Source organism: Streptococcus huangxiaojuni (assembly GCF_040930515.1).
GTDB lineage: Bacteria > Bacillota > Bacilli > Lactobacillales > Streptococcaceae > Streptococcus > Streptococcus huangxiaojuni.
The window spans coordinates 58593-77559 of record NZ_JBFQEG010000005.1; the positions used below are offsets into that span (position 1 = coordinate 58593).

Genomic DNA, 18967 nt, shown 5'->3' on the forward strand with positions numbered 1-18967 from the left:
TGTGTATGATATTCAGAGACAATACGCTATATGTTTTGGCTTGATTGCAGGGAATGTTTTTTCAGCGACTAAGTCAAAGCGACCGACAAGAGTCATCTATTATCAATAGAAATAAAAGCTTGAATTAGCTGCTGCTATTCAAGCTTTTATCTTTTTTGATAAAACTTAATAGAAAAGAAGAATTTAAAATAGAAAGGAAATCCTGTGTTGTTTAGAAAAAACCGAAAAAGAATTCGAGCGATTAAGCAGCAGGAACAAATGGACTGCGGGGTGACCTGCCTGCAGATGCTTTTAGACTATTACGGATCGGCCAGACCTCTTTATCAGCTCAGAGAAATGACAGGAACTGACCGTGAGGGGGTCTCTGCTTTAGGTTTGAAAAAAGGACTTGAGGCCTTAGGTTTTGATTGTCTGGTCCTGAAAGCAGATGACAGAGTTTGGGGACACTCGGAACTTTTTTATCCTTTAATTGCCAATATACTGACTGATAAATCTGCTCTTCATTATGTAGTGGTTTACGGCAAGAATGGGTCCGACTTGCTGATAGCTGATCCGGCTAAAGGAAAATATAGGCAAAGTATTGATTCTTTCGCTGAGGTTTGGACGGGCGCCCTCATTTTAGCTCAGCCTAATGAAAGCTATCAGGCACATGTAGAACAGGTTGGAGGTCTTTTATCCTTCCTGCCTTTACTTTTGCGATTTAGAAAGTTAGTTCTGCAAGCTGTTTTAGCATCTTTAGCGGTCACTCTTTTAAGTATCGGCGGCTCTTACTATTTTCAGGAAATGATTGATAATGTTCTGCCTCAACAAAATTTGAGCCTGATCAACTTATTATCTATCAGTTTAGTCTGCAGCTATATTTTTCGCACCTTGTTTGAATGGATTAAAGACAATTTGCTGCTCAATTTAGGACAGAAGCTGAATTTAGAGATTATTCTGGCTTATTTCCGTCACCTTATTCATTTACCTGCTGCCTTTTTTTCCAGCCGTAAATCAGGAGATCTTATTTCGCGCTTCTTAGATGGCAGCCGGATTATTGATGCTTTAGCCAGCGCTGCTCTATCTCTTTTTCTTGATGTTAGTATGTTTATAGCAGTGGGTTTCGTTTTATTTATACAAAATACAAGTATGTTTTTAATAACTTGCCTGTCTTTGCCGGTTTATTTGCTGACAATTCTTTTTTTCAGCAAATGGTTTGAAAAGGCCAGTGAAAAGGAGATGCAGGCTTCAGCAGTTTTGAATTCAGATGTTATTGAAAGTTTAAACGGGATAGAAACAGTTAAATCTTATCAGAGTGAGGATTATATTGGCAGCAAGATAGAGAAGGGCCTGCGTGATCTGATGGAAAAGATGAAAAAAGCCGATCGGCTGAATAATAGCCAAATGGCTTTAAAAACGCTGACTGATTTACTGACCAGTGCATTGGTAGTTTGGCTGGGGGCCATTTATGTTTTGCATCAAGATATCTATTTAGGAGAGCTGATTACCTATAATGCTTTGCTGACTTTCTTTATAACTCCTCTGCAGAATATTGTTAATCTTCAGGTTAAACTGCAGGAAGCTCAGGTAGCCAGTAAGAGGCTTAATGAAGTTTTAGCTGTGGAGACGGAGAGCAGTTTCCCTAATCAAACCGCTATTGAAGATTTAAAACAAGAAATTACTATTTCAGACGTGACTTTTTCTTATAATCTTAAAGCACCGATTTTGCAGAATGTGACGCTGAAAATCCCTAGGGCTTGTAAAATGGCTTTAGTTGGGACAAGCGGATCGGGGAAGTCAACTCTGGCCAAACTATTAGTCAAATTTTATGAGGCTCAAAGCGGGCAGATTTATTATGACAATCAGCCCGTGACAGCTATTAGTAGTGACTCACTGCGAAAAGTCACCACTTATGTGCCTCAGGAAACATTTTTCTTTAACGGCAGTATTTATGATAACTTAATTTTTGGACAAAAAAGGCAGATATCGCAATCAGAAATAAAGGCAGCCTGTGCTAAAGCGCAAATTTTAGATTATATTCAAAGTTTACCATTGGGGTTTGAAACGATGGTTGAAGAGGGTGGAGCTAATCTGTCAGGCGGTCAGAAGAAACGTCTGTCCATTGCTAGAGCCTTGCTATCTGAGGCTCAAATTTATATTTTTGATGAAGTGACCAGCGGGATGGATCCTTTTTTAGAAAAAACTATCACTGAGGAACTTTTGGCTTTAAAGGAGAAAATGATAATTTTTATTACACACAGCCTGCCTTTGTCTAAAAGCTGTGATAGCATTGCTGTTTTGGAGGACGGTCAGATAGTTGAAATAGGAAGCTACAGGGAATTATGGCAAAAGAAGGGTGTCTATCACAAAATGTGGCAGACTATTTATTAGGCGGATACAGCCATTCTGCTGAGAGTATGATATGACAGGGTGGAGATCGTCTGTTTGAATCGCTGCAAAATAAGGCTGTAAACTGCTGGTTTACTATTAATTGGGAAATTTCGAGGATAAAAAATAGTTATAATGTATGAAGCTGGCTTTATAGCCTTTAGCCTGTCATCATGGAGAATAGGACAGGTGCAGCTGCTTTTTCATCGTTTGCGCTGGGCGTAGTCGACAAAACGGAATTTATCCAATTTGTGGCGGCTGTCTGTGAATTGGAATTGCCGGCCGTCTCTCAGGTATCCTTTGGACTTAACGGAGACGACATGGTGTTCTGAGCCGATATCCAGCAAGAGCTTATCTCGGTCAGTAATCTGGTCAATCGTAATTTCTTTTTTTGTATAGGCAATATCCAGTAGGAGCTGTTTTTCCAGATAGTGATAGATAGAATAGGCAGCAGCTGTTCGGCTGATTTCAGGGACAATTGTTTTGCTGAGATAATCAATATCTAAGATAGAAGCGACATCATCAACAATACGCTGGCGGATTAGGCGCCAAACGAGACTGTTGCGCTTAAAACCGGTCAAAAGGGCGAGTTTTTCATCAACAATCAGTTTATCAATAGCAATCAGATTCGTCCGGGAATTGATGGCTAATCGCTCGACTAATTCTTGATAGCTGGTCAGCGCTGAGACAGGAAAATTAATCGGTTCATGCTTGATAATCTGCGAGCCTGAGCCGTGTTTTTTTTTGATTAAGCCGTTTTCAGCTAAAAGTGCCAGTGCTTTGCGGATGGTATCGCGGCTGACGCTATGCGCGGCAGCCAGTTCGGCTTCGCTGGGGAGATAGTCGCCAATCGCATAAGAGCCTTTTAGAATGTCAGCTTCCAGCTGCTGATAAATCTGTTCGTATTTTTTCATTAATTGCTTTCCTTTGCTAAGTTGTTTTGAAATAAGCAGACAAGTCACTTTATTTTAACAAAAAAAGGACTAAATTGCTCCAAACGACTTGCAGACAAATTTGCAATCGATTACAATCAAGTTATAAATCACATGTGCATAGGATTTCAAAAAGAAAATAGGTGGCTGGGGAAACACTGAGATGATGCCTAGGTCCGTCACTCATCTTGAAAGAGTCTCTCTTTAGGGAGGTGACAGGGAGTTAACTTATTTTCGGTGATTTTGTCCGCAGTATCGGGGGCATAAGCTGCTAGGCAGTTCGTTCCCGCTTCTCACATTTTAATAAGGAGGGCTAGTTGTTCTAGCGAGTTATTATGGGAAAATTTGAAAAAGAGGCCCGCGATTTGCTGTCAGCAATCGGGGGTAAAGAGAATGTTTCAGCAGTGACGCATTGTGCGACTCGGATGCGTTTTGTTTTAAATGATGAAAGCAAGGCTGATGTTCAGGCGATTGAAGCAATTCCTGCTGTCAAGGGAACATTTACAAATGCCGGACAGTTTCAGGTCATTATCGGTAATGATGTTCCGATTTTTTATAATGATTTTAGTGCTGTTTCCGGTATTGAAGGGGTATCCAAAGAGGCGGCTAAATCTGCTGCTGCGGGCAAGCAAAATCCTGTCCAGCGTGCAGTAGCTATGCTGGCTGAAATTTTTACGCCGATTATTCCTGCCATCATTGTCGGAGGTCTGATTCTGGGCTTCCGAAATATTCTTGAGGGTGTGGCTTGGTCAGCCTTGGATGGTAAAACCATTGTTGAAGTATCGCAGTTTTGGAGCGGCGTTAATAGCTTTCTCTGGCTGCCGGGTGAAGCTATCTTTCATTATCTTCCGGTCGGTATTACCTGGTCTGTTTCCCGTAAAATGGGGACATCACAGATTTTGGGAATCGTTCTTGGGATCTGTCTGATTTCACCCAATCAGCTGCTTAATGCTTATAATGTAGCCAGCACACCGGCTGCAGAAATTGCTAAGGACTGGGTTTGGGATTTTGGTTTTTTCACAGTTAACAAAATTGGTTACCAGGCTCAGGTTATTCCTGCTCTTCTTGCTGGGTTGTCTCTGGCTTACTTGGAGCGCTTCTGGCGTAAAGTTATCCCAGAAGTTGTCTCGATGATTTTTGTGCCGTTCCTCTCTCTGCTTCCCGCTTTGATTTTGGCTCATACGGTTTTAGGGCCAGTCGGCTGGGTTATCGGACAGTGGATTTCTACGATTGTTCTTGCTGGCTTGACCGGTTCCTTCAAATGGCTGTTCGGTGCCATTTTCGGTACACTGTATGCACCGCTGGTAATTACTGGGCTCCATCACATGACTAATGCCATTGATACACAGCTGATTGCTGACAGCGGCGGTACGGTACTGTGGCCAATGATTGCTCTTTCCAATATTGCTCAAGGCTCAGCTGTTTTAGCTTATTACTGGATGAACCGTCACGATGAGCGTGAGGCACAGATTGCTTTGCCGGCAAGTATCTCTGCTTATCTTGGTGTTACAGAGCCGGCACTCTTTGGGGTTAATCTGAAGTATGTTTATCCTTTTATAGCCGGAATGATTGGCTCTGGTATTGCAGGTCTTCTATCAACAACATTCAATGTGACAGCTAACGCTATCGGTGTCGGGGGACTTCCGGGGATTCTTTCCATTCAGGCACGCTATATGGGAATCTTTGCTCTGCTGATGCTGGTTGCGATTGTTGTTCCGTTTGCCTTAACGCTCTTTTTCCGCAAAGCAGGCTTTTTCACTAAAGCAGAAGACCAAACGGTCAAGGCCCCTCAGGCAGAGGCGCTGGCTCAGGCTGCAGAAGCGGAGTCTCCTAAAGGGACACTGATTGCTATTCAAAGTCCTCTGGCAGGCCAGGCTAAAGTTTTGGCTGAAGCAACGGACCCTGTTTTTGCCCAAGGTGTTATGGGACAAGGTATTGTCATTGACCCTAGTGAGGGTGAGCTGATAGCTCCGGTAGACGGTGAGATATCCGTTCTGTTTCCGACCAAACACGCAGTCGGTTTAGTGACAGCTCAAGGGCTGGAGCTATTAATCCATATCGGTATGGATACGGTCAATTTGGAAGGCCAAGGTTTTACAGCTCATGTTAAACAGGGCGACAGCGTTCAAGCTGGCGACAGACTGATTAGTTTTGATATCAAACAACTTAAGGCAGCGGGCTACGTGGTTGAAACACCTGTTATTGTCACCAATCAGAATGATTTTCAGGCAGATGCAGCTCTTGATTTGCCGCAAACAGTCAAGAGGGGCGATGATTTGCTGACAGCTACTAAAATCTAAGGATTAAGAGTCTACTGATTAAGTAAAGAAGACGGACAAAACAGATTTACCGAGGATTTGTCCGTCTTTGCTTTTACTATAAGTTTTTCTGATGAATTTAACAGGGGACCTTGAGGTCCAGGCAGACAAAAGAAAGGGGAAACAATGAGTTTTGATAAAAGACAAGTCGTTTATCAAATCTATCCAAAGTCCTTCAAAGATACAACAGGCAATGGAATTGGCGATTTACGCGGTATTATTGAAAAGCTGCCCTATTTAGTGGAGCTGGGAGTTGACGTGATTTGGCTCAATCCTTTTTACCCCAGTCCTCAGCGTGACAACGGCTACGATGTTTCTGATTACAAAGCCGTTAACCCTTTGTTTGGGACAATGGCCGATTTTGAAGAATTATCCCAGCAGGCCAAGGACAATGGAATTGAGATAATGCTGGATATGGTGCTGAATCACTGCTCGACAGATCACGAATGGTTTCAAAAAGCTCTGGCAGGCGACCGTTTTTATCAGGAATTCTTTATTCTGCGGGACGAGCCAACCAACTGGCAGTCGAAATTTGGAGGAAATGCCTGGGCCCCTTTTGGGACAACAGGGAAATATTATCTCCATCTTTTTGATAAAACGCAGGCAGACCTTAATTGGCGCAATCCTCATGTCCGTGAGGAGCTTTTTAAAGTCGTTAATTTTTGGCGCAGTAAAGGCGTAAAAGGTTTTCGTTTCGATGTGATCAACTTAATCGGCAAGGATGAAGTCCTTAAGGACAATGCGGATTTTGACGGCAAACCGGAATATACTGACCGGCCGGTTAATCATACCTACCTGCAAATGCTTAATAAAGCCACATTTGGCCAAGATGAAGACGGGATAACCGTTGGTGAAATGAGTTTTACAGATATACCAAACTGTGTGCAGTACAGCAATCCTTCCAGCCACGAATTGGATATGGTTTTTAATTTTCACCATCTTAAAGTGGATTATGAGAATGGACAAAAATGGACACGCAAGCCCTTTGATTTTATAGAATTGAAAAAACTCTTTCATACTTGGGGCGAGGGCATGAGTCAAGGCAGTGGATGGAATGCTTTATTTTGGAATAACCACGACCAGCCGCGGGCTCTTAACCGCTTCATTGATGTTGAAAAATTTCGCAATGAAGGGGCCACAATGCTGGCAGCCAGTATTCACCTATCGCGTGGAACACCCTATATTTATATGGGTGAGGAAATCGGCATGCTTGACCCAGATTATGACTCTATGGCAGATTATACAGATGTGGAAAGTCTCAATGCTTATCAAGAGCTGCTGGCATCTGGAAAACCTCAGGACGAGGCCTTTGCCATTATCAAAGCCAAATCAAGGGATAACTCCCGGACGCCTATGCAGTGGGACAGCAGCCGCAATGCTGGCTTTTCCAATGCTGTCCCTTGGCTTAAAGTCGGAAAAACTTACGCCGAGATTAATGTTGAAAAAGAAAAAACAGGGAAGATTTTCCCTTTCTATCAAAAACTGATTCATCTGCGTAAAACCCTGCCTATCATCGCTGAGGGCACTTATCGGGCGGCCTATCAGGAAAGTGACAGGGTATATGCTTTTGAACGTTTGCATGGTTCTGACAGATTGCTGGTCGTCAATAATTTCTTTGCTCAAGAGGCTACAATTAAGCTTTCTGCCGCCTATCAGGATGGGGAGATTCTGCTCAGCAATTATGCTAAACAGCCTTTAGACAAGGAACTGACCTTAAAGCCCTATCAGACTTTAGCGATTTTGGCCAAGAAACCATAAAAGCAGAACTTCAGAAGAATGAACAGCCTAAGAAATGCTTTTCTTAGGCTTTTTTGGTACAATGTAAGGAGTTACAAAAAAGCAGCGCAATGATGTTTTGCTGCTTTTCTCAGATTTTTAAGCAGATTTTTCTGCTGCCTTTAAGTCCATGAATATAAGGTTTAGTTTAAGAAAAGCGGAATAAAAGACAAGCTGGTTTTCAATATAAGGAGCAAGTAAGTTATGACAAACTATCAAGACGATTTTTACCAAGCCGTGAACGGCGAATGGGAAAAAACAGCTAAAATTCCGGATGATAAACCGCGTACGGGCGGCTTTTCCGACTTAGCAGATGAGATTGAAGAGCTGATGCTGGAGACGACCGACCGCTGGTTAGCCGGCAAGGAGCTTCCTGATAACACGATCCTGCAGAATTTTATCAAGTTTCACCGGATGACGGCTGACTATACTAAGCGTGATGAGGTAGGGGTAAGCCCTGTTCTGCCTCTGATTGAAGAATACAAGAGTCTCTCTTCTTTCAAAGCATTCACAAAAAAGTTGGCAGAATATGAATTGGCTGGTCAGCCTAACTTGATGCCTTTTGGCGTAGCCCCTGACTTTATGAACGCTCAGATGAATGTCTTATGGGCTGAAGCACCGAGTATTATTCTGCCGGATACCAGTTATTATGCTGAAGATAATGAGAAAGGCCGTGAGCTTCTTGCTATTTGGAGGCAGACACAAGAAGAACTTCTGCCGCAATTCGGATTTTCAAAAGCAGAAATCAAAGATATGCTGGATAAGATTATTGCCTTGGATGCCAAACTGGCCCGCTTAGTTCTCTCCAGTGAAGAAAGCTCCGAATATGTCAAGCTCTACCGTCCATATGCTTGGGAGGACTTTAAAAAACTGGTTCCTGAGCTTCCTTTGGATGATTTCTTCAGTCAGATTCTGGGCCGGATTCCCGATCAGATTATTGTTCCGGAAGAGCGTTTCTGGCAGGCTGCAGCTGATTTCTATACAGAAGATAATTGGGATCTGCTCAAAGCTTATCTGGTTCACAGTGCGGCAACCAGCTTTAATGCCTATCTGACTGATGATATTCGGATTGTATCCGGCACATACAGCCGTGCCTTATCAGGAACACCTAAAGCTCAGGACAAGAAAAAAGCGGCTTTCTACTTGGCACAAGGGCCTTATAATCAGGCTCTGGGACTGTGGTATGCCGGTGAAAAATTTTCGCCTCAGGCCAAAGCTGATGTGGAACAAAAGGTAGCCAGCATGATTGAAGTCTATAAGTCCCGCTTAGAAACAGCGGACTGGCTGGCGCCAGCGACACGGGAAAAAGCGATTACCAAACTCAATGTCATCAGGCCGCATATCGGTTACCCAGAAAAACTGCCGGAAACCTATGAGCAAAAAATCATTGATGAAGAGCTGAGCTTGGTCGAAAATGCTCAGAATCTGGCCAAAATTTCCATTGCCTACAGCTGGAGTAAGTGGAATAAGCCGGTTGACCGCGATGAATGGCATATGCCAGCGCATATGGTCAACGCTTACTACGATCCCCAGCAAAATCAGATTGTCTTTCCGGCAGCCATTCTGCAAGCTCCGTTTTATTCACTAAAACAGAGCTCTTCAGCCAATTACGGCGGCATCGGTGCAGTTATCGCGCACGAAATATCACACGCTTTTGATACGAACGGCGCTTCATTTGATGAAAACGGCAGTCTTAACAACTGGTGGACAGATGCGGACTACAAAGCCTTTGAAGCAAGGACAGATCGGGTTGTTGAGCAGTTTGACGGCCTGAATTCTTACGGGGCTAAGGTCAATGGGAAACTGACTGTATCAGAAAACGTTGCTGACCTCGGCGGTTTAGCCTGTGCCTTAGAAGCGGCCAAGGCTGAAAAGGATTTCTCCGCCCGCGAATTCTTTATCAACTTTGCGACGATTTGGCGAATGAAAGCCCGTCAGGAATACATGCAAATGCTGGCTGCAGTTGATGTCCACGCACCAGCAGCTTGGCGAACCAATATAACCGTTACTAACTTTGAGGATTTTCATAAAACCTTCGGTGTAAAAGAAGGCGATGGGATGTGGCGGGCTCCGCAAGACCGTGTCATCATTTGGTAGACTTATCAGTCTGTTTCTGTGGCTGCCTCTGAACAAAAACCTGATTTTTTTATAATTTTATACAAATAAAAAAACCTGACTTAACAGGTTTTTTGGTTTTAATATATTTTTGATTGTTTTTTATACTAATAAAGCATATAATATATTTATCTAACAAAAATATATTAAGGAGTTCTATAATGGCAGTAAAAGGTGTTAATAAACTTCCAGTAAAAATGAACGAAAAAGATGCATTATCACTTTATAAAAGACTCGCCGAAGTTAATAAAACCCTTGGGAAGCTTGACGCTGTTTTGCTTTCTTCTGTTGTTAATACCTCAATTCTAAGCCTGTTATCTTATAATGAGTCGGTTCAATCCACTAGGATTGAAGGAACACAGGTAACTTTCCATGAAATTATGGAGTCATCTAGGAGTGGAGCTAAAAATTGGCAACAAAGAGAAGTGTTAAACTATAAACAGGCTATTGATGAGGGGTTCACAAGTATTCGTGATGGAGATGTCATTAGTACGCGTTTATTAAAAGAATTACATAAAATCCTTATGTCCGATGAAGCAAGAGGAACAACAGCAGACGGAGGAGAGTTTAGAAAAGTTCAAAATTTTATTGGCCCAGATAATAAAATCGAAAATGCATCATATATACCTATTAGCGCAAATGAAATTGCTGATTATATGACTAACTTAGAATTTTTTGCTAATGGGGAGCCGCATAGAAGTTTAAAAATTGACGAAGGAAACGAATATATTAATTATAATAGTGATGCTCTGCTCAGAATAGCAGTTGTGCATGCCCAATTTGAGTCTATTCACCCATTCTTAGATGGAAACGGCAGACTTGGTCGAATTTTAATTGCTTTGATGGCAGTTAAAGAAAAATTGCTCGATTATCCCGTTTTTTTTGTTAGTGAAGAATTAGAAAAGGAACGCATACGATACTATAATGCGTTAAATGCTGTCAGAGGTGATACACCAGATTGGAACCCATGGTTGATGTTGTTTTTAAATGCTAGTGAACAAATGGCTATTAATATTCTTAAGAAAATAGGTAATGCTGATAAACATGCTAGAAATGGTTTGGAAGTATGTAAAACTCAGGCACAAAAAGATGTTTGGTTAAGCACATTTAATCTGCCTGTAGCAACACCAAAACAACTTGCCGAATTAACTGGACATCATCCTGCTACCGTCAAGAAGTCGCTTGAATATCTTGTTGAAAAGAAGTTGCTAGATAAGGACAACGCTGCTAAAAGAAATATTCCATACTACAATTATGACTTAATCAGAGTTATTTCAAGTTCTTAAATCGTCAAGTTATCTTTATATCTTGATTTCATAATAAAAGCTCCAAAAGTTAGACATAAAAATCTAACTTTTTTTGGTTCAGTTCAGAATAGGTTGGGACTTGTCCAAAATAAAATTTATTTTTATGCTGATTTATCCTAATACAAAATAAAAAAGCCTGTAAAATCAGGCTTTTTAAACTGTAGTATAGGGATAAAGTCGCCGATTTAAGGCGGTAGACGGATTTGAACCGACGATCAAGCTTTTGCAGAGCCATGCCTTACCACTTGGCTATACCGCCGTAGATAAGTAGTATTCTACCTTAAAAAAAGTGATTCGTCAAGCCACTACCCCTTGCATTTTTTTCTTAAATTTGATATAGTAAAAAGGCTGTTATGAACAGCAAATACTCATTTTAGATGGATTGTGGGTCTGTTGCTCTTTTAGAGTGGGCCTGCAAGAAGATATCTGAAAGAGGTCAGGCAGGATTAATCTGCCGCAAAAAACATTTTTAAAGGAGAAATACTCATGGCAGTTATTTCAATGAAACAACTTCTTGAGGCCGGTGTTCATTTCGGCCACCAAACACGCCGCTGGAATCCTAAGATGGCAAAATACATCTTTACTGAGCGTAACGGGATTCATGTTATTGACTTGCAGCAAACTGTAAAGTTAGCTGACCAAGCCTATGATTTTGTCCGTGATGCAGCAGCTAATGATGCAGTTATCCTTTTTGTAGGAACGAAAAAACAAGCTGCTGATGCTGTTAAAGAAGAAGCAGAACGTGCCGGACAGTTTTATATTAACCATCGCTGGCTGGGCGGAACGCTGACCAACTGGGATACTATCCAAAAACGAATTGCCCGTCTTAAAGAAATTAAGACAATGGAAGAAGACGGCACATTTGATGTCCTTCCAAAAAAAGAGGTGGCTCTTCTTAACAAACAGCGGGCTCGTCTGGAAAAATTCTTGGGCGGAATCGAAGACATGCCGCGGATTCCGGATGTCATCTATGTTGTTGACCCGCATAAGGAACAAATTGCAGTTAAGGAAGCTAAAAAGCTGGGTATTCCTGTTGTCGCTATGGTTGACACTAATGCGGATCCTGATGATATCGATGTCATCATTCCGGCTAATGACGATGCGATTCGCGCTGTTAAACTGATTACTTCTAAGTTGGCCGATGCTGTTATTGAAGGCCGCCAAGGTGAAGATGCAGAAGTTGACTTTGCTGAAGCACAGGCGGATACTCAAGCTGATTCGATTGAAGACATCGTTGAGGTTGTTGAAGGAACAAACGAATAAGACAAAACAGTATTCAGACTGTATCGTCAAAAGGGGCAGCAGGGAAACTGCTCTGCCCCTTTTTTTATAAAAGGAACTAATTTTTGGAGGAAACCACAAATGGCAAATATTACTGCAGCCCTTGTAAAAGAATTGCGTGAAAAGTCCGGCGCCGGTGTCATGGATGCCAAAAAAGCATTGGTTGAAACCGATGGTGATATGGATAAGGCCATCGAGCTGCTCCGCGAAAAAGGAATGGCTAAGGCGGCTAAAAAAGCTGATCGGGTGGCAGCTGAAGGCTTGACCGGTGTTTATGTTGACGGCAATGTTGCAGCAGTTGTAGAAGTGAATGCTGAAACGGACTTTGTAGCGAAAAATGCGCAGTTTACTGAATTGGTTAATGAAACAGCCAAAGTTATTGCTGAAGGCAAACCGGCTAATAATGAAGAGGCCTTAGCCTTGACAACAGCTTCAGGTGAAACATTAGAAGCAGCCTATGTTAATGCGACAGCAACTATCGGTGAAAAGATTTCTTTCCGCCGCTTTGCACTTTTGGAAAAAACTGACGGGCAGTCTTTCGGAGCTTACCAGCATAATGGCGGCCGAATTGGTGTTATCAGTGTGCTTGATGGCGGTGACGAAGCTTTGGCTAAACAAGTATCCATGCATATTGCTGCGATGAAACCAAAAGTTTTATCCTATAAGGAATTGGACCCACAGTTTGTCCGCGATGAATTGGCCCAAATGAATCATAAGATTGAACAGGACAATGAAAGCCGGGCACTGGTTGACAAGCCAGCTCTTCCGCTCCTAAAATACGGTTCAAAAGCTGAATTGACTGATGATGTGCTGGCTCAGGCTGAAGCAGATATCAAAGCAGAACTGCAGGCTGAAGGCAAACCTGAAAAAATTTGGGATAAAATTATTCCCGGCAAGATGGCGCGCTTTCTGCTTGATAACACTAAGGTTGACCAAGAATATACCTTGCTGGCTCAGGTTTATATCATGGATGACAGTAAGACGGTCGAAGCTTACCTAGATTCCGTTAATGCTAAAGTTGTAGACTTTGCCCGTTTTGAAGTCGGAGAAGGTATCGAAAAAGCTGCTAATGACTTTGAATCAGAAGTTGCTGCAACCATGGCAGAAGCCCTGAACAGCTGATAAAAAAACTCTTACAGGCACAAGTCCCGTAAGAGTTTTTTTGGGGCTGAGTGAACTGTTTATTTTTCTGACTTCAAATAAAAAAACACCTAAAGCTGGGGACAGCCCCAATTTTAGGTGCTTTTTAATACCGTTTTTAGTTACAGGAAAGCTGAAAGCCCCAGTACAGTAAGTGAGGCCATAATAAAGCCTGCCAGAATAACCCCCAGCATAACCGCGACAACACTGCGTTTAAAGTCCCAGTCTAAAATACTGGCTGCCAAGGTTCCGGTCCAGGCACCGGTTCCTGGAATAGGTATCCCAACAAAGAGGAGCAGGGCCAAGAAGAGTCCTTTTTCTCCGGCTGCTTTGCTCAGCTTTTGCCCCCCGCTGTGGCCTTTCTTCAAACACCAAGTGAAAAAGCCGCCGATAACAGGCTTATCTGTTCCCCATTCTAAGACACGGCGAGCAAAGAAAAAGATAACAGGGACCGGCAGCATATTGCCGATAACACCGATTGTGATAGCCTGCCACATGGGGATACCCGCAGCAATTGCATAAGGGACAGCGCCTCTGAGCTCAATTAGAGGGACCATTGAAATGAGAAATGTAATAAAATAATGCATGAACTTGTGACCTTTCTTTTCGTTCATGTTCCATTTTATCCTAAGCGGTGAATATTCTCAACTAAAAGCCCCTTAAATAAGCGAGACAATGCAGATACGGTCTTTTCTGCTTTTTCAGACAGGCCCAGATGAAATAAACGGTTTTCATTTTAAATTACTGTAAATTTTGGTATAATAAAAGTCAGTTATAGTCAAACGGCTGGGAGGAAGTAATACCATGGCATCAAAAAATACGTCTGATAGTATTGAAGAATATATCAAACAACTATTGGCTCAATCAGGGATTGCTGAAATAAAGCGTTCTAATTTAGCAGATGCCTTCCGTGTTGTTCCCAGTCAGATTAATTATGTTATCAAAACCCGTTTCACTGAGAGCCGCGGATATGTTGTTGAGAGTAAGCGGGGCGGCGGCGGCTACATTCGTATTGAAAAAGTTTGTTTTTCTGATCAGCACCAGATGCTGGGCAGTTTGTTGGCTACTATTGGTGATCGGATCAGTGAACAAGTCTTTACAGATTTGATTCAGCTCTTATTTGAAGAAAAGATTATCAGCAGGCGGGAAGGTCAGATTATTTTGGCCACATCATCTGATGATGTTTTAGGCCAGGAGGGTCCGGAGATTCGTGCCCGGATGCTGCGTAAAATTTTACAAAGATTGGACAGAAAAGGGTAAGGAAATGAGTAATTATTCGTTTAAAATGCAGGAAGTATTCAGACTGGCCCTCTATCAGGCTGCACGTTATGACAGCCAATATCTTGAAAGCTGGCATATCTTGCTGGCCATGGCTTTTACTCCTGATTCTGTTGCAGGTCTCAGTCTTGCGGAGTATGAAGCTGATGTCAGTCTGGAGGAATACGAAGCTGCTGCTATTTTGGCTCTTGGAAAAATTCCTAGAGAACAAGTAGAGGAAGTTGAATTTATAGAGCAGTCTCCGGCTTTAAAGCGCCTGCTGCAGACGGCTGACGGAATCAGTCAGGTGACTGGAGCCAAAGAGATCGGTACAGAGCATGTTTTATTTGCTATGCTGCTGAATATGGATCTCCTTGCTACCCGACTTTTGGAAATAGTCGGCTTCAAATTGAAGGATGATGGCGAATCTGTCCGTTTACTGGATTTACGTAAATCTTTAGAGAGACAGGCAGGCTTCACCAAAGAAGATCTTAAGGCTATCCATAGTTTGCGTAAGCCTAAAAAAGCAAGGCCGAACAATAGTTTTTCTGATATGATGAAGCCGCCGGGAACAGCAGGCGAGCTCTCTGATTTCACGCGCGATTTGACAGAAATGGCCCGCCAAGGGCGGCTGGAGCCTGTTATCGGCCGGGAAAAGGAAATCTCCCGTATGGTACAGATTCTCAGCCGGAAAACGAAAAACAATCCGGTCCTAGTCGGTGATGCCGGAGTTGGGAAAACAGCCCTTGCTTACGGCTTAGCTCAGCGCATCGTAAGCGGAGCCATTCCGTATGAACTGCAGGATATGAAAGTTCTTGAGCTGGATATGATGAGTGTGGTTGCCGGGACACGTTTCCGCGGGGACTTTGAAGAACGGATGAACCAAATCATTGCGGATATTGAAGCAGATGGGCACATTATTCTTTTTATTGATGAGCTGCATACAATTATGGGGTCTGGCAGTGGGATTGACAGCACGCTTGATGCAGCCAATATCCTTAAACCTGCTCTTGCACGGGGGAGTCTACGGACACTTGGCGCCACAACCCAAGAGGAATATCAGAAGCATATCGAAAAGGACGCGGCTCTGTCCCGGCGCTTTGCCAGAGTACTAATTGAAGAGCCTAGTGTAGAGGCAGCTTATGAGATTGTGCTTGGACTCAAGAAATCTTACGAAGATTATCACAATGTCGTTATTTCAGATGCAGCTGCTCTGGCAGCGGTTAAAGCAGCCCGCCGCTATTTGACAGGAAAACATTTGCCTGATTCAGCGATTGACCTGTTGGACGAAGCGAGCGCACAGGTGCAAAACATGGTCAAAAAAGAAGCGCCTGCCTACTTAACTCCTGCTGATGAAGCGATTCTGCAAGGAGATTTCAAAAAAGCTTCACAGCATTTAAAAGAGGCTGCAGCCGTTCATTTGCTGGAGCCTACACCGGTGACAGAAGATGATATTATGAGTACACTCAGCAAGCTGTCCGGAATTCCGGTCGAAAAACTGACTCAGGCTGACAGCAAAAAATATCTTAATCTGGAAAAAGAGCTGCACAAGCGAGTTATTGGACAGGATGCTGCTGTTTCAGCCATTAGCCGGGCTATTCGCCGCAACCAGTCTGGGATTCGGACTGGCCGCCGTCCCATTGGTTCTTTTATGTTTTTAGGGCCGACAGGTGTTGGGAAGACAGAGCTGGCCAAAGCTTTAGCACAGGTTCTTTTTGATGATGAGTCGGCTCTTATTCGCTTTGATATGTCGGAATATATGGAAAAATTTGCAGCCAGCCGGCTCAACGGGGCACCTCCCGGCTATGTTGGCTATGAAGAAGGCGGAGAGCTGACTGAAAAAGTCCGCAACAAGCCTTATTCGGTCCTCCTTTTTGACGAGGTGGAAAAAGCCCATCCGGATATTTTTAATGTTTTGCTGCAGGTTCTTGATGATGGCATGCTGACAGATAGCCGCGGCCGTCAGGTCGACTTCTCCAATACCATTATCATTATGACCAGCAACTTAGGAGCAACTGCCTTGCGTGATGACAAGACTGTCGGATTTGGGGCAAGGTCGGTCAGTCAGGACTATCAAGCAATGCAGAGCCGGATTTTGGAAGAGCTCAAACACGCCTACCGTCCTGAATTTTTGAATCGTATTGATGAAACAGTGGTCTTCCACAGCCTGAGTCAGGATGACATGCGGCAAATTGTTAAGATTATGGTGTCCCCTCTTATCCGCAATCTGGCAGAAAAAGGAATTACTCTTAAATTCCAGCCTTCTGCCTTGAAGTATCTGGCGCAGGATGGTTATGATAGTGAAATGGGAGCCCGGCCTCTGCGCAGAGCGCTGCAGACCCAAGTTGAAGACAGGCTGTCTGAGTTAGTGCTCTCAGGCGAGGTAACCAGCGGCAGGACTGTTAAAATCGGCCTCTCTAAAGGGAAATTAGCATTTGCTCTTGCTTGATAAAACAGCTGACCTGCTTCAGGGATATATGGTGAGTTTTAGGGGTTAGTCTCAGGGATAAGTCTTTGGAAAGTTTCTTTCTAAAGGCTTTTTATTTTGGGACGGTCCTTTTTTTGTTATAATAAAGCTAAGAAAAGCAAAGAAGGTACTGCTATGAAATTAACAACAATAGGATGCTGGGGAGGTTATCCCTACCAGAATCAAGGGACGACCTCTTACCTGCTGACTGGAGAAGATGGTTTTCAGCTTTTGATGGATGTTGGGAGCCGTGCTCTTAACGAGCTTGAAAAGGAAATCAGTCCTTTGGATTTGGATGCTGTCATCATCAGCCATTACCATCCGGATCATGTGGCTGATTTAGGTGTTCTTCGCCATTACCGCCAGCTGTATCCCAAAAATCTCTGGCAGCCTAGAGTTCTGCCAACTTATGGACACGATGAAGATGAAGGAGAGTTTGCAAAACTGACTTTAGAAGGTGTTTCCCAAGGAATCGCTTATGATGTGAACGGGACTGAAACAATTGGACCTTTTACCATCAGTTTTATTAAGACTGTACACCCGGTTGTCTGCTATGCCATGCGTATTGTGGAGCGTGAGAGCGGTCAGGTACTGGTTTTTACCGGAGACAGCGGCTATTTTGAAGAGCTGCTCCCATTTACTGCAGGAGCCGATCTCTTTTTAGCGGATGTCTATCTTTACGCAGGTCAGGAAAGGCACCCTGCCCATCTGACTTCTAAGGAGGCTGGGGAAATCGCGGCTCAGGCCGGAGTTAAGAAACTGGTTTTAACCCACCTGCCTCAGTTCGGTCCTGAAAACACAGAGTCGGATAACCATTTAGAACTTCTGCGTCAGCAGGCGGCAGATTATGCCCCAGGTGTTTCGGTTGATTTGGCAGAACCGCACAAGTTTTGGGACTTAGGGAAATTGTAATGTCGGACTTAACACAGGAAGAAAAAACCTATTTTATGCAGGAGGCGCTTAAAGAAGCCCGCCTTTCTCTAGCCAAAGAAGATATCCCGATTGGCTGTGTGATTGTCAAAAAGGGAGAAATTATTGGACGCGGCCACAATGCCCGGGAAGAATTAAATCAGGCTGTAATGCATGCTGAGATTATGGCTATTAATGCAGCCAACCGCCATGAAGGCAATTGGCGGCTGCTGGACAGTACACTCTTTGTTACAATCGAACCTTGTGTAATGTGCAGCGGAGCTATCGGTCTTGCCCGGATTCCTCAGGTTATTTACGGTGCAGAAAATCAAAAATTTGGAGCGGGAGGCAGTCTCTATAATGTTTTGCAGGACAAACGGCTTAACCACCGTGTCAGTCTTGAGAGCGGGATCCTGGCTGCGGAATGTGCTCAGCTGATGCAGGATTTTTTCAGACAGAGGCGCACTAAGCAGTGAAAGCCGTGTCGGCTGTTTGCCTGAACTTCAGGGGCTTGGCAGAAGTTACAGAAAGTGATATAATAAACAGTGGAGCAACAGTCTTGCGTGAAGTGGGTCAGGGGAGGAATCCAGCAGCCCTAAGCGAGTTAGGCTGTGTGCTCTTTTTGTCTATATACAACAACCCCTTTGAAATCAACGTTTCAAAGGGGTTATTTGTGTTTATAATACCAAAAAGGGGCAAAAAAGGGGCATTGGGCCGCAAAGTGCATAAAACTGTACTTAATTATTAAATTCAATTCATACTTTTTCGCTGCTCGGCTATCAAGGCTTCAAGTTCAGCCAAATCATCGGCAGTCGCTTTTGTACGGATAAAAGACCGGGCAGAGTTTCTGCTGGCTAGGTAGTTAGTACGCTCTCTATTTTTTTCTTTCCACTTTTGATTCGCTCTTTGTTGTGCTTCGCTTACTGGCATTTTATTACCTCTTAAAATAATGACTCTTGCTTCTGTCATTTAAGAAGAAATCCTGTTAAAGTTAGTTACTGCAAAGAATCAGTGTTTAAAGCGCTAAGAAGACATTACTTCAAAAAACTGATGATAAGATTAATAAGTGACAGCACAACATTGATAGTCAGCAAAATA

14 protein-coding genes, 1 tRNA gene and 1 other RNA gene are annotated in these 18967 nt (G+C 43.3%); 12 read left to right on the forward strand and 4 right to left on the reverse strand.

The features are described from left to right. Window positions 1-204: 204 nt before the first annotated feature. Window positions 205-2370, forward strand: a complete 2166-nt coding sequence (locus AB3329_RS04670; protein ID WP_368394579.1) for a peptide cleavage/export ABC transporter — start codon at window positions 205-207, stop codon at window positions 2368-2370. A 200-nt stretch (window positions 2371-2570) separates the two neighbouring features. Here the strand turns inward: AB3329_RS04670 and treR are convergent, their stop codons facing one another. Next, window positions 2571-3281: a trehalose operon repressor gene (gene treR / locus AB3329_RS04675; protein ID WP_067064417.1), complete on the reverse strand. Its 711-nt coding sequence runs from the start codon at window positions 3279-3281 to the stop codon at window positions 2571-2573. A gap of 353 nt (window positions 3282-3634) precedes the next feature. Here treR and treP point away from each other — a divergent pair, with 353 nt between their 5' ends. The 4 genes from treP to AB3329_RS04695 all read left to right on the forward strand — a co-directional run bounded on the left by treP (window position 3635) and on the right by AB3329_RS04695 (window position 10794). Next, on the forward strand, window positions 3635-5599 hold the full coding sequence (treP, locus tag AB3329_RS04680) for a PTS system trehalose-specific EIIBC component (protein WP_368394580.1): 1965 nt from the start codon (window positions 3635-3637) through the stop codon (window positions 5597-5599). 144 nt (window positions 5600-5743) lie between these two features. Further along, window positions 5744-7375: an alpha,alpha-phosphotrehalase gene (treC, locus tag AB3329_RS04685; RefSeq protein ID WP_368394581.1), complete on the forward strand. Its 1632-nt coding sequence runs from the start codon at window positions 5744-5746 to the stop codon at window positions 7373-7375. A 222-nt stretch (window positions 7376-7597) separates the two neighbouring features. After that, window positions 7598-9490, forward strand: a complete 1893-nt coding sequence (locus AB3329_RS04690) for a M13 family metallopeptidase (protein WP_368394582.1) — start codon at window positions 7598-7600, stop codon at window positions 9488-9490. A gap of 179 nt (window positions 9491-9669) precedes the next feature. Beyond that, window positions 9670-10794 carry a Fic family protein gene (locus tag AB3329_RS04695; protein WP_368394583.1) on the forward strand — a complete coding sequence of 375 codons (1125 nt, stop codon included), beginning with the start codon at window positions 9670-9672 and terminating at the stop codon, window positions 10792-10794. A gap of 209 nt (window positions 10795-11003) precedes the next feature. On the opposite strand, the gene AB3329_RS04700 is transcribed toward AB3329_RS04695, so the two are convergent. Beyond that, window positions 11004-11074: transfer RNA gene (locus tag AB3329_RS04700), tRNA-Cys, on the reverse strand. Window positions 11075-11301: 227 nt separating this feature from the next. Between AB3329_RS04700 and rpsB the strand changes: the two genes are divergently transcribed. Next, a complete protein-coding gene (rpsB, locus tag AB3329_RS04705) occupies window positions 11302-12078 on the forward strand; it encodes a 30S ribosomal protein S2 (RefSeq protein WP_368394584.1) in 777 nt (258 codons plus the stop codon). 99 nt (window positions 12079-12177) lie between these two features. Further along, window positions 12178-13218, forward strand: coding sequence for a translation elongation factor Ts (gene tsf / locus AB3329_RS04710; protein WP_067064399.1), 1041 nt, complete (start codon window positions 12178-12180; stop codon window positions 13216-13218). A gap of 140 nt (window positions 13219-13358) precedes the next feature. Here tsf and AB3329_RS04715 read toward each other — a convergent pair whose 3' ends face one another. Beyond that, window positions 13359-13823 carry a COG2426 family protein gene (locus AB3329_RS04715; RefSeq protein WP_368394658.1) on the reverse strand — a complete coding sequence of 155 codons (465 nt, stop codon included), beginning with the start codon at window positions 13821-13823 and terminating at the stop codon, window positions 13359-13361. Between the two features lie 217 nt (window positions 13824-14040). Here AB3329_RS04715 and AB3329_RS04720 point away from each other — a divergent pair, with 217 nt between their 5' ends. From AB3329_RS04720 to ffs, 5 genes are all read left to right on the forward strand, one after another. Next, window positions 14041-14496, forward strand: a complete 456-nt coding sequence (locus AB3329_RS04720; RefSeq protein ID WP_067064395.1) for a CtsR family transcriptional regulator — start codon at window positions 14041-14043, stop codon at window positions 14494-14496. Between the two features lie 4 nt (window positions 14497-14500). Continuing rightward, window positions 14501-16942 (forward strand): ATP-dependent Clp protease ATP-binding subunit, encoded by a 2442-nt coding sequence (locus AB3329_RS04725; protein ID WP_368394585.1) that lies wholly within the window; start codon window positions 14501-14503, stop codon window positions 16940-16942. Window positions 16943-17095: 153 nt separating this feature from the next. After that, on the forward strand, window positions 17096-17872 hold the full coding sequence (locus AB3329_RS04730) for an MBL fold metallo-hydrolase (RefSeq protein WP_368394586.1): 777 nt from the start codon (window positions 17096-17098) through the stop codon (window positions 17870-17872). After that, window positions 17872-18345 carry a tRNA adenosine(34) deaminase TadA gene (gene tadA / locus AB3329_RS04735; protein ID WP_368394587.1) on the forward strand — a complete coding sequence of 158 codons (474 nt, stop codon included), beginning with the start codon at window positions 17872-17874 and terminating at the stop codon, window positions 18343-18345. The genes AB3329_RS04730 and tadA overlap by 1 nt, the downstream gene beginning before the upstream one ends. A gap of 61 nt (window positions 18346-18406) precedes the next feature. Beyond that, window positions 18407-18503: signal recognition particle sRNA small type (gene ffs, locus AB3329_RS04740), an RNA gene on the forward strand. A gap of 116 nt (window positions 18504-18619) precedes the next feature. Here ffs and AB3329_RS04745 read toward each other — a convergent pair. Further along, entirely contained in the window at window positions 18620-18838 is a 219-nt protein-coding gene (locus tag AB3329_RS04745; protein WP_368394588.1) for a hypothetical protein, read from the reverse strand. Window positions 18839-18967: the final 129 nt, after the last annotated feature.

Coding starts and splice junctions, on each gene's coding strand:
- treR (WP_067064417.1), bottom strand. CDS start 3,281: ATGAAAAAATACGAACAGATTTATCAGCAGCTGGAAGCTGACATTCTA.
- treP (WP_368394580.1), top strand. CDS start 3,635: ATGGGAAAATTTGAAAAAGAGGCCCGCGATTTGCTGTCAGCAATCGGG.
- treC (WP_368394581.1), top strand. CDS start 5,744: ATGAGTTTTGATAAAAGACAAGTCGTTTATCAAATCTATCCAAAGTCC.
- AB3329_RS04690 (WP_368394582.1), top strand. CDS start 7,598: ATGACAAACTATCAAGACGATTTTTACCAAGCCGTGAACGGCGAATGG.
- AB3329_RS04695 (WP_368394583.1), top strand. CDS start 9,670: ATGGCAGTAAAAGGTGTTAATAAACTTCCAGTAAAAATGAACGAAAAA.
- rpsB (WP_368394584.1), top strand. CDS start 11,302: ATGGCAGTTATTTCAATGAAACAACTTCTTGAGGCCGGTGTTCATTTC.
- tsf (WP_067064399.1), top strand. CDS start 12,178: ATGGCAAATATTACTGCAGCCCTTGTAAAAGAATTGCGTGAAAAGTCC.
- AB3329_RS04715 (WP_368394658.1), bottom strand. CDS start 13,823: ATGCATTATTTTATTACATTTCTCATTTCAATGGTCCCTCTAATTGAG.
- AB3329_RS04720 (WP_067064395.1), top strand. CDS start 14,041: ATGGCATCAAAAAATACGTCTGATAGTATTGAAGAATATATCAAACAA.
- AB3329_RS04725 (WP_368394585.1), top strand. CDS start 14,501: ATGAGTAATTATTCGTTTAAAATGCAGGAAGTATTCAGACTGGCCCTC.
- AB3329_RS04730 (WP_368394586.1), top strand. CDS start 17,096: ATGAAATTAACAACAATAGGATGCTGGGGAGGTTATCCCTACCAGAAT.
- tadA (WP_368394587.1), top strand. CDS start 17,872: ATGTCGGACTTAACACAGGAAGAAAAAACCTATTTTATGCAGGAGGCG.
- AB3329_RS04745 (WP_368394588.1), bottom strand. CDS start 18,838: ATGACAGAAGCAAGAGTCATTATTTTAAGAGGTAATAAAATGCCAGTA.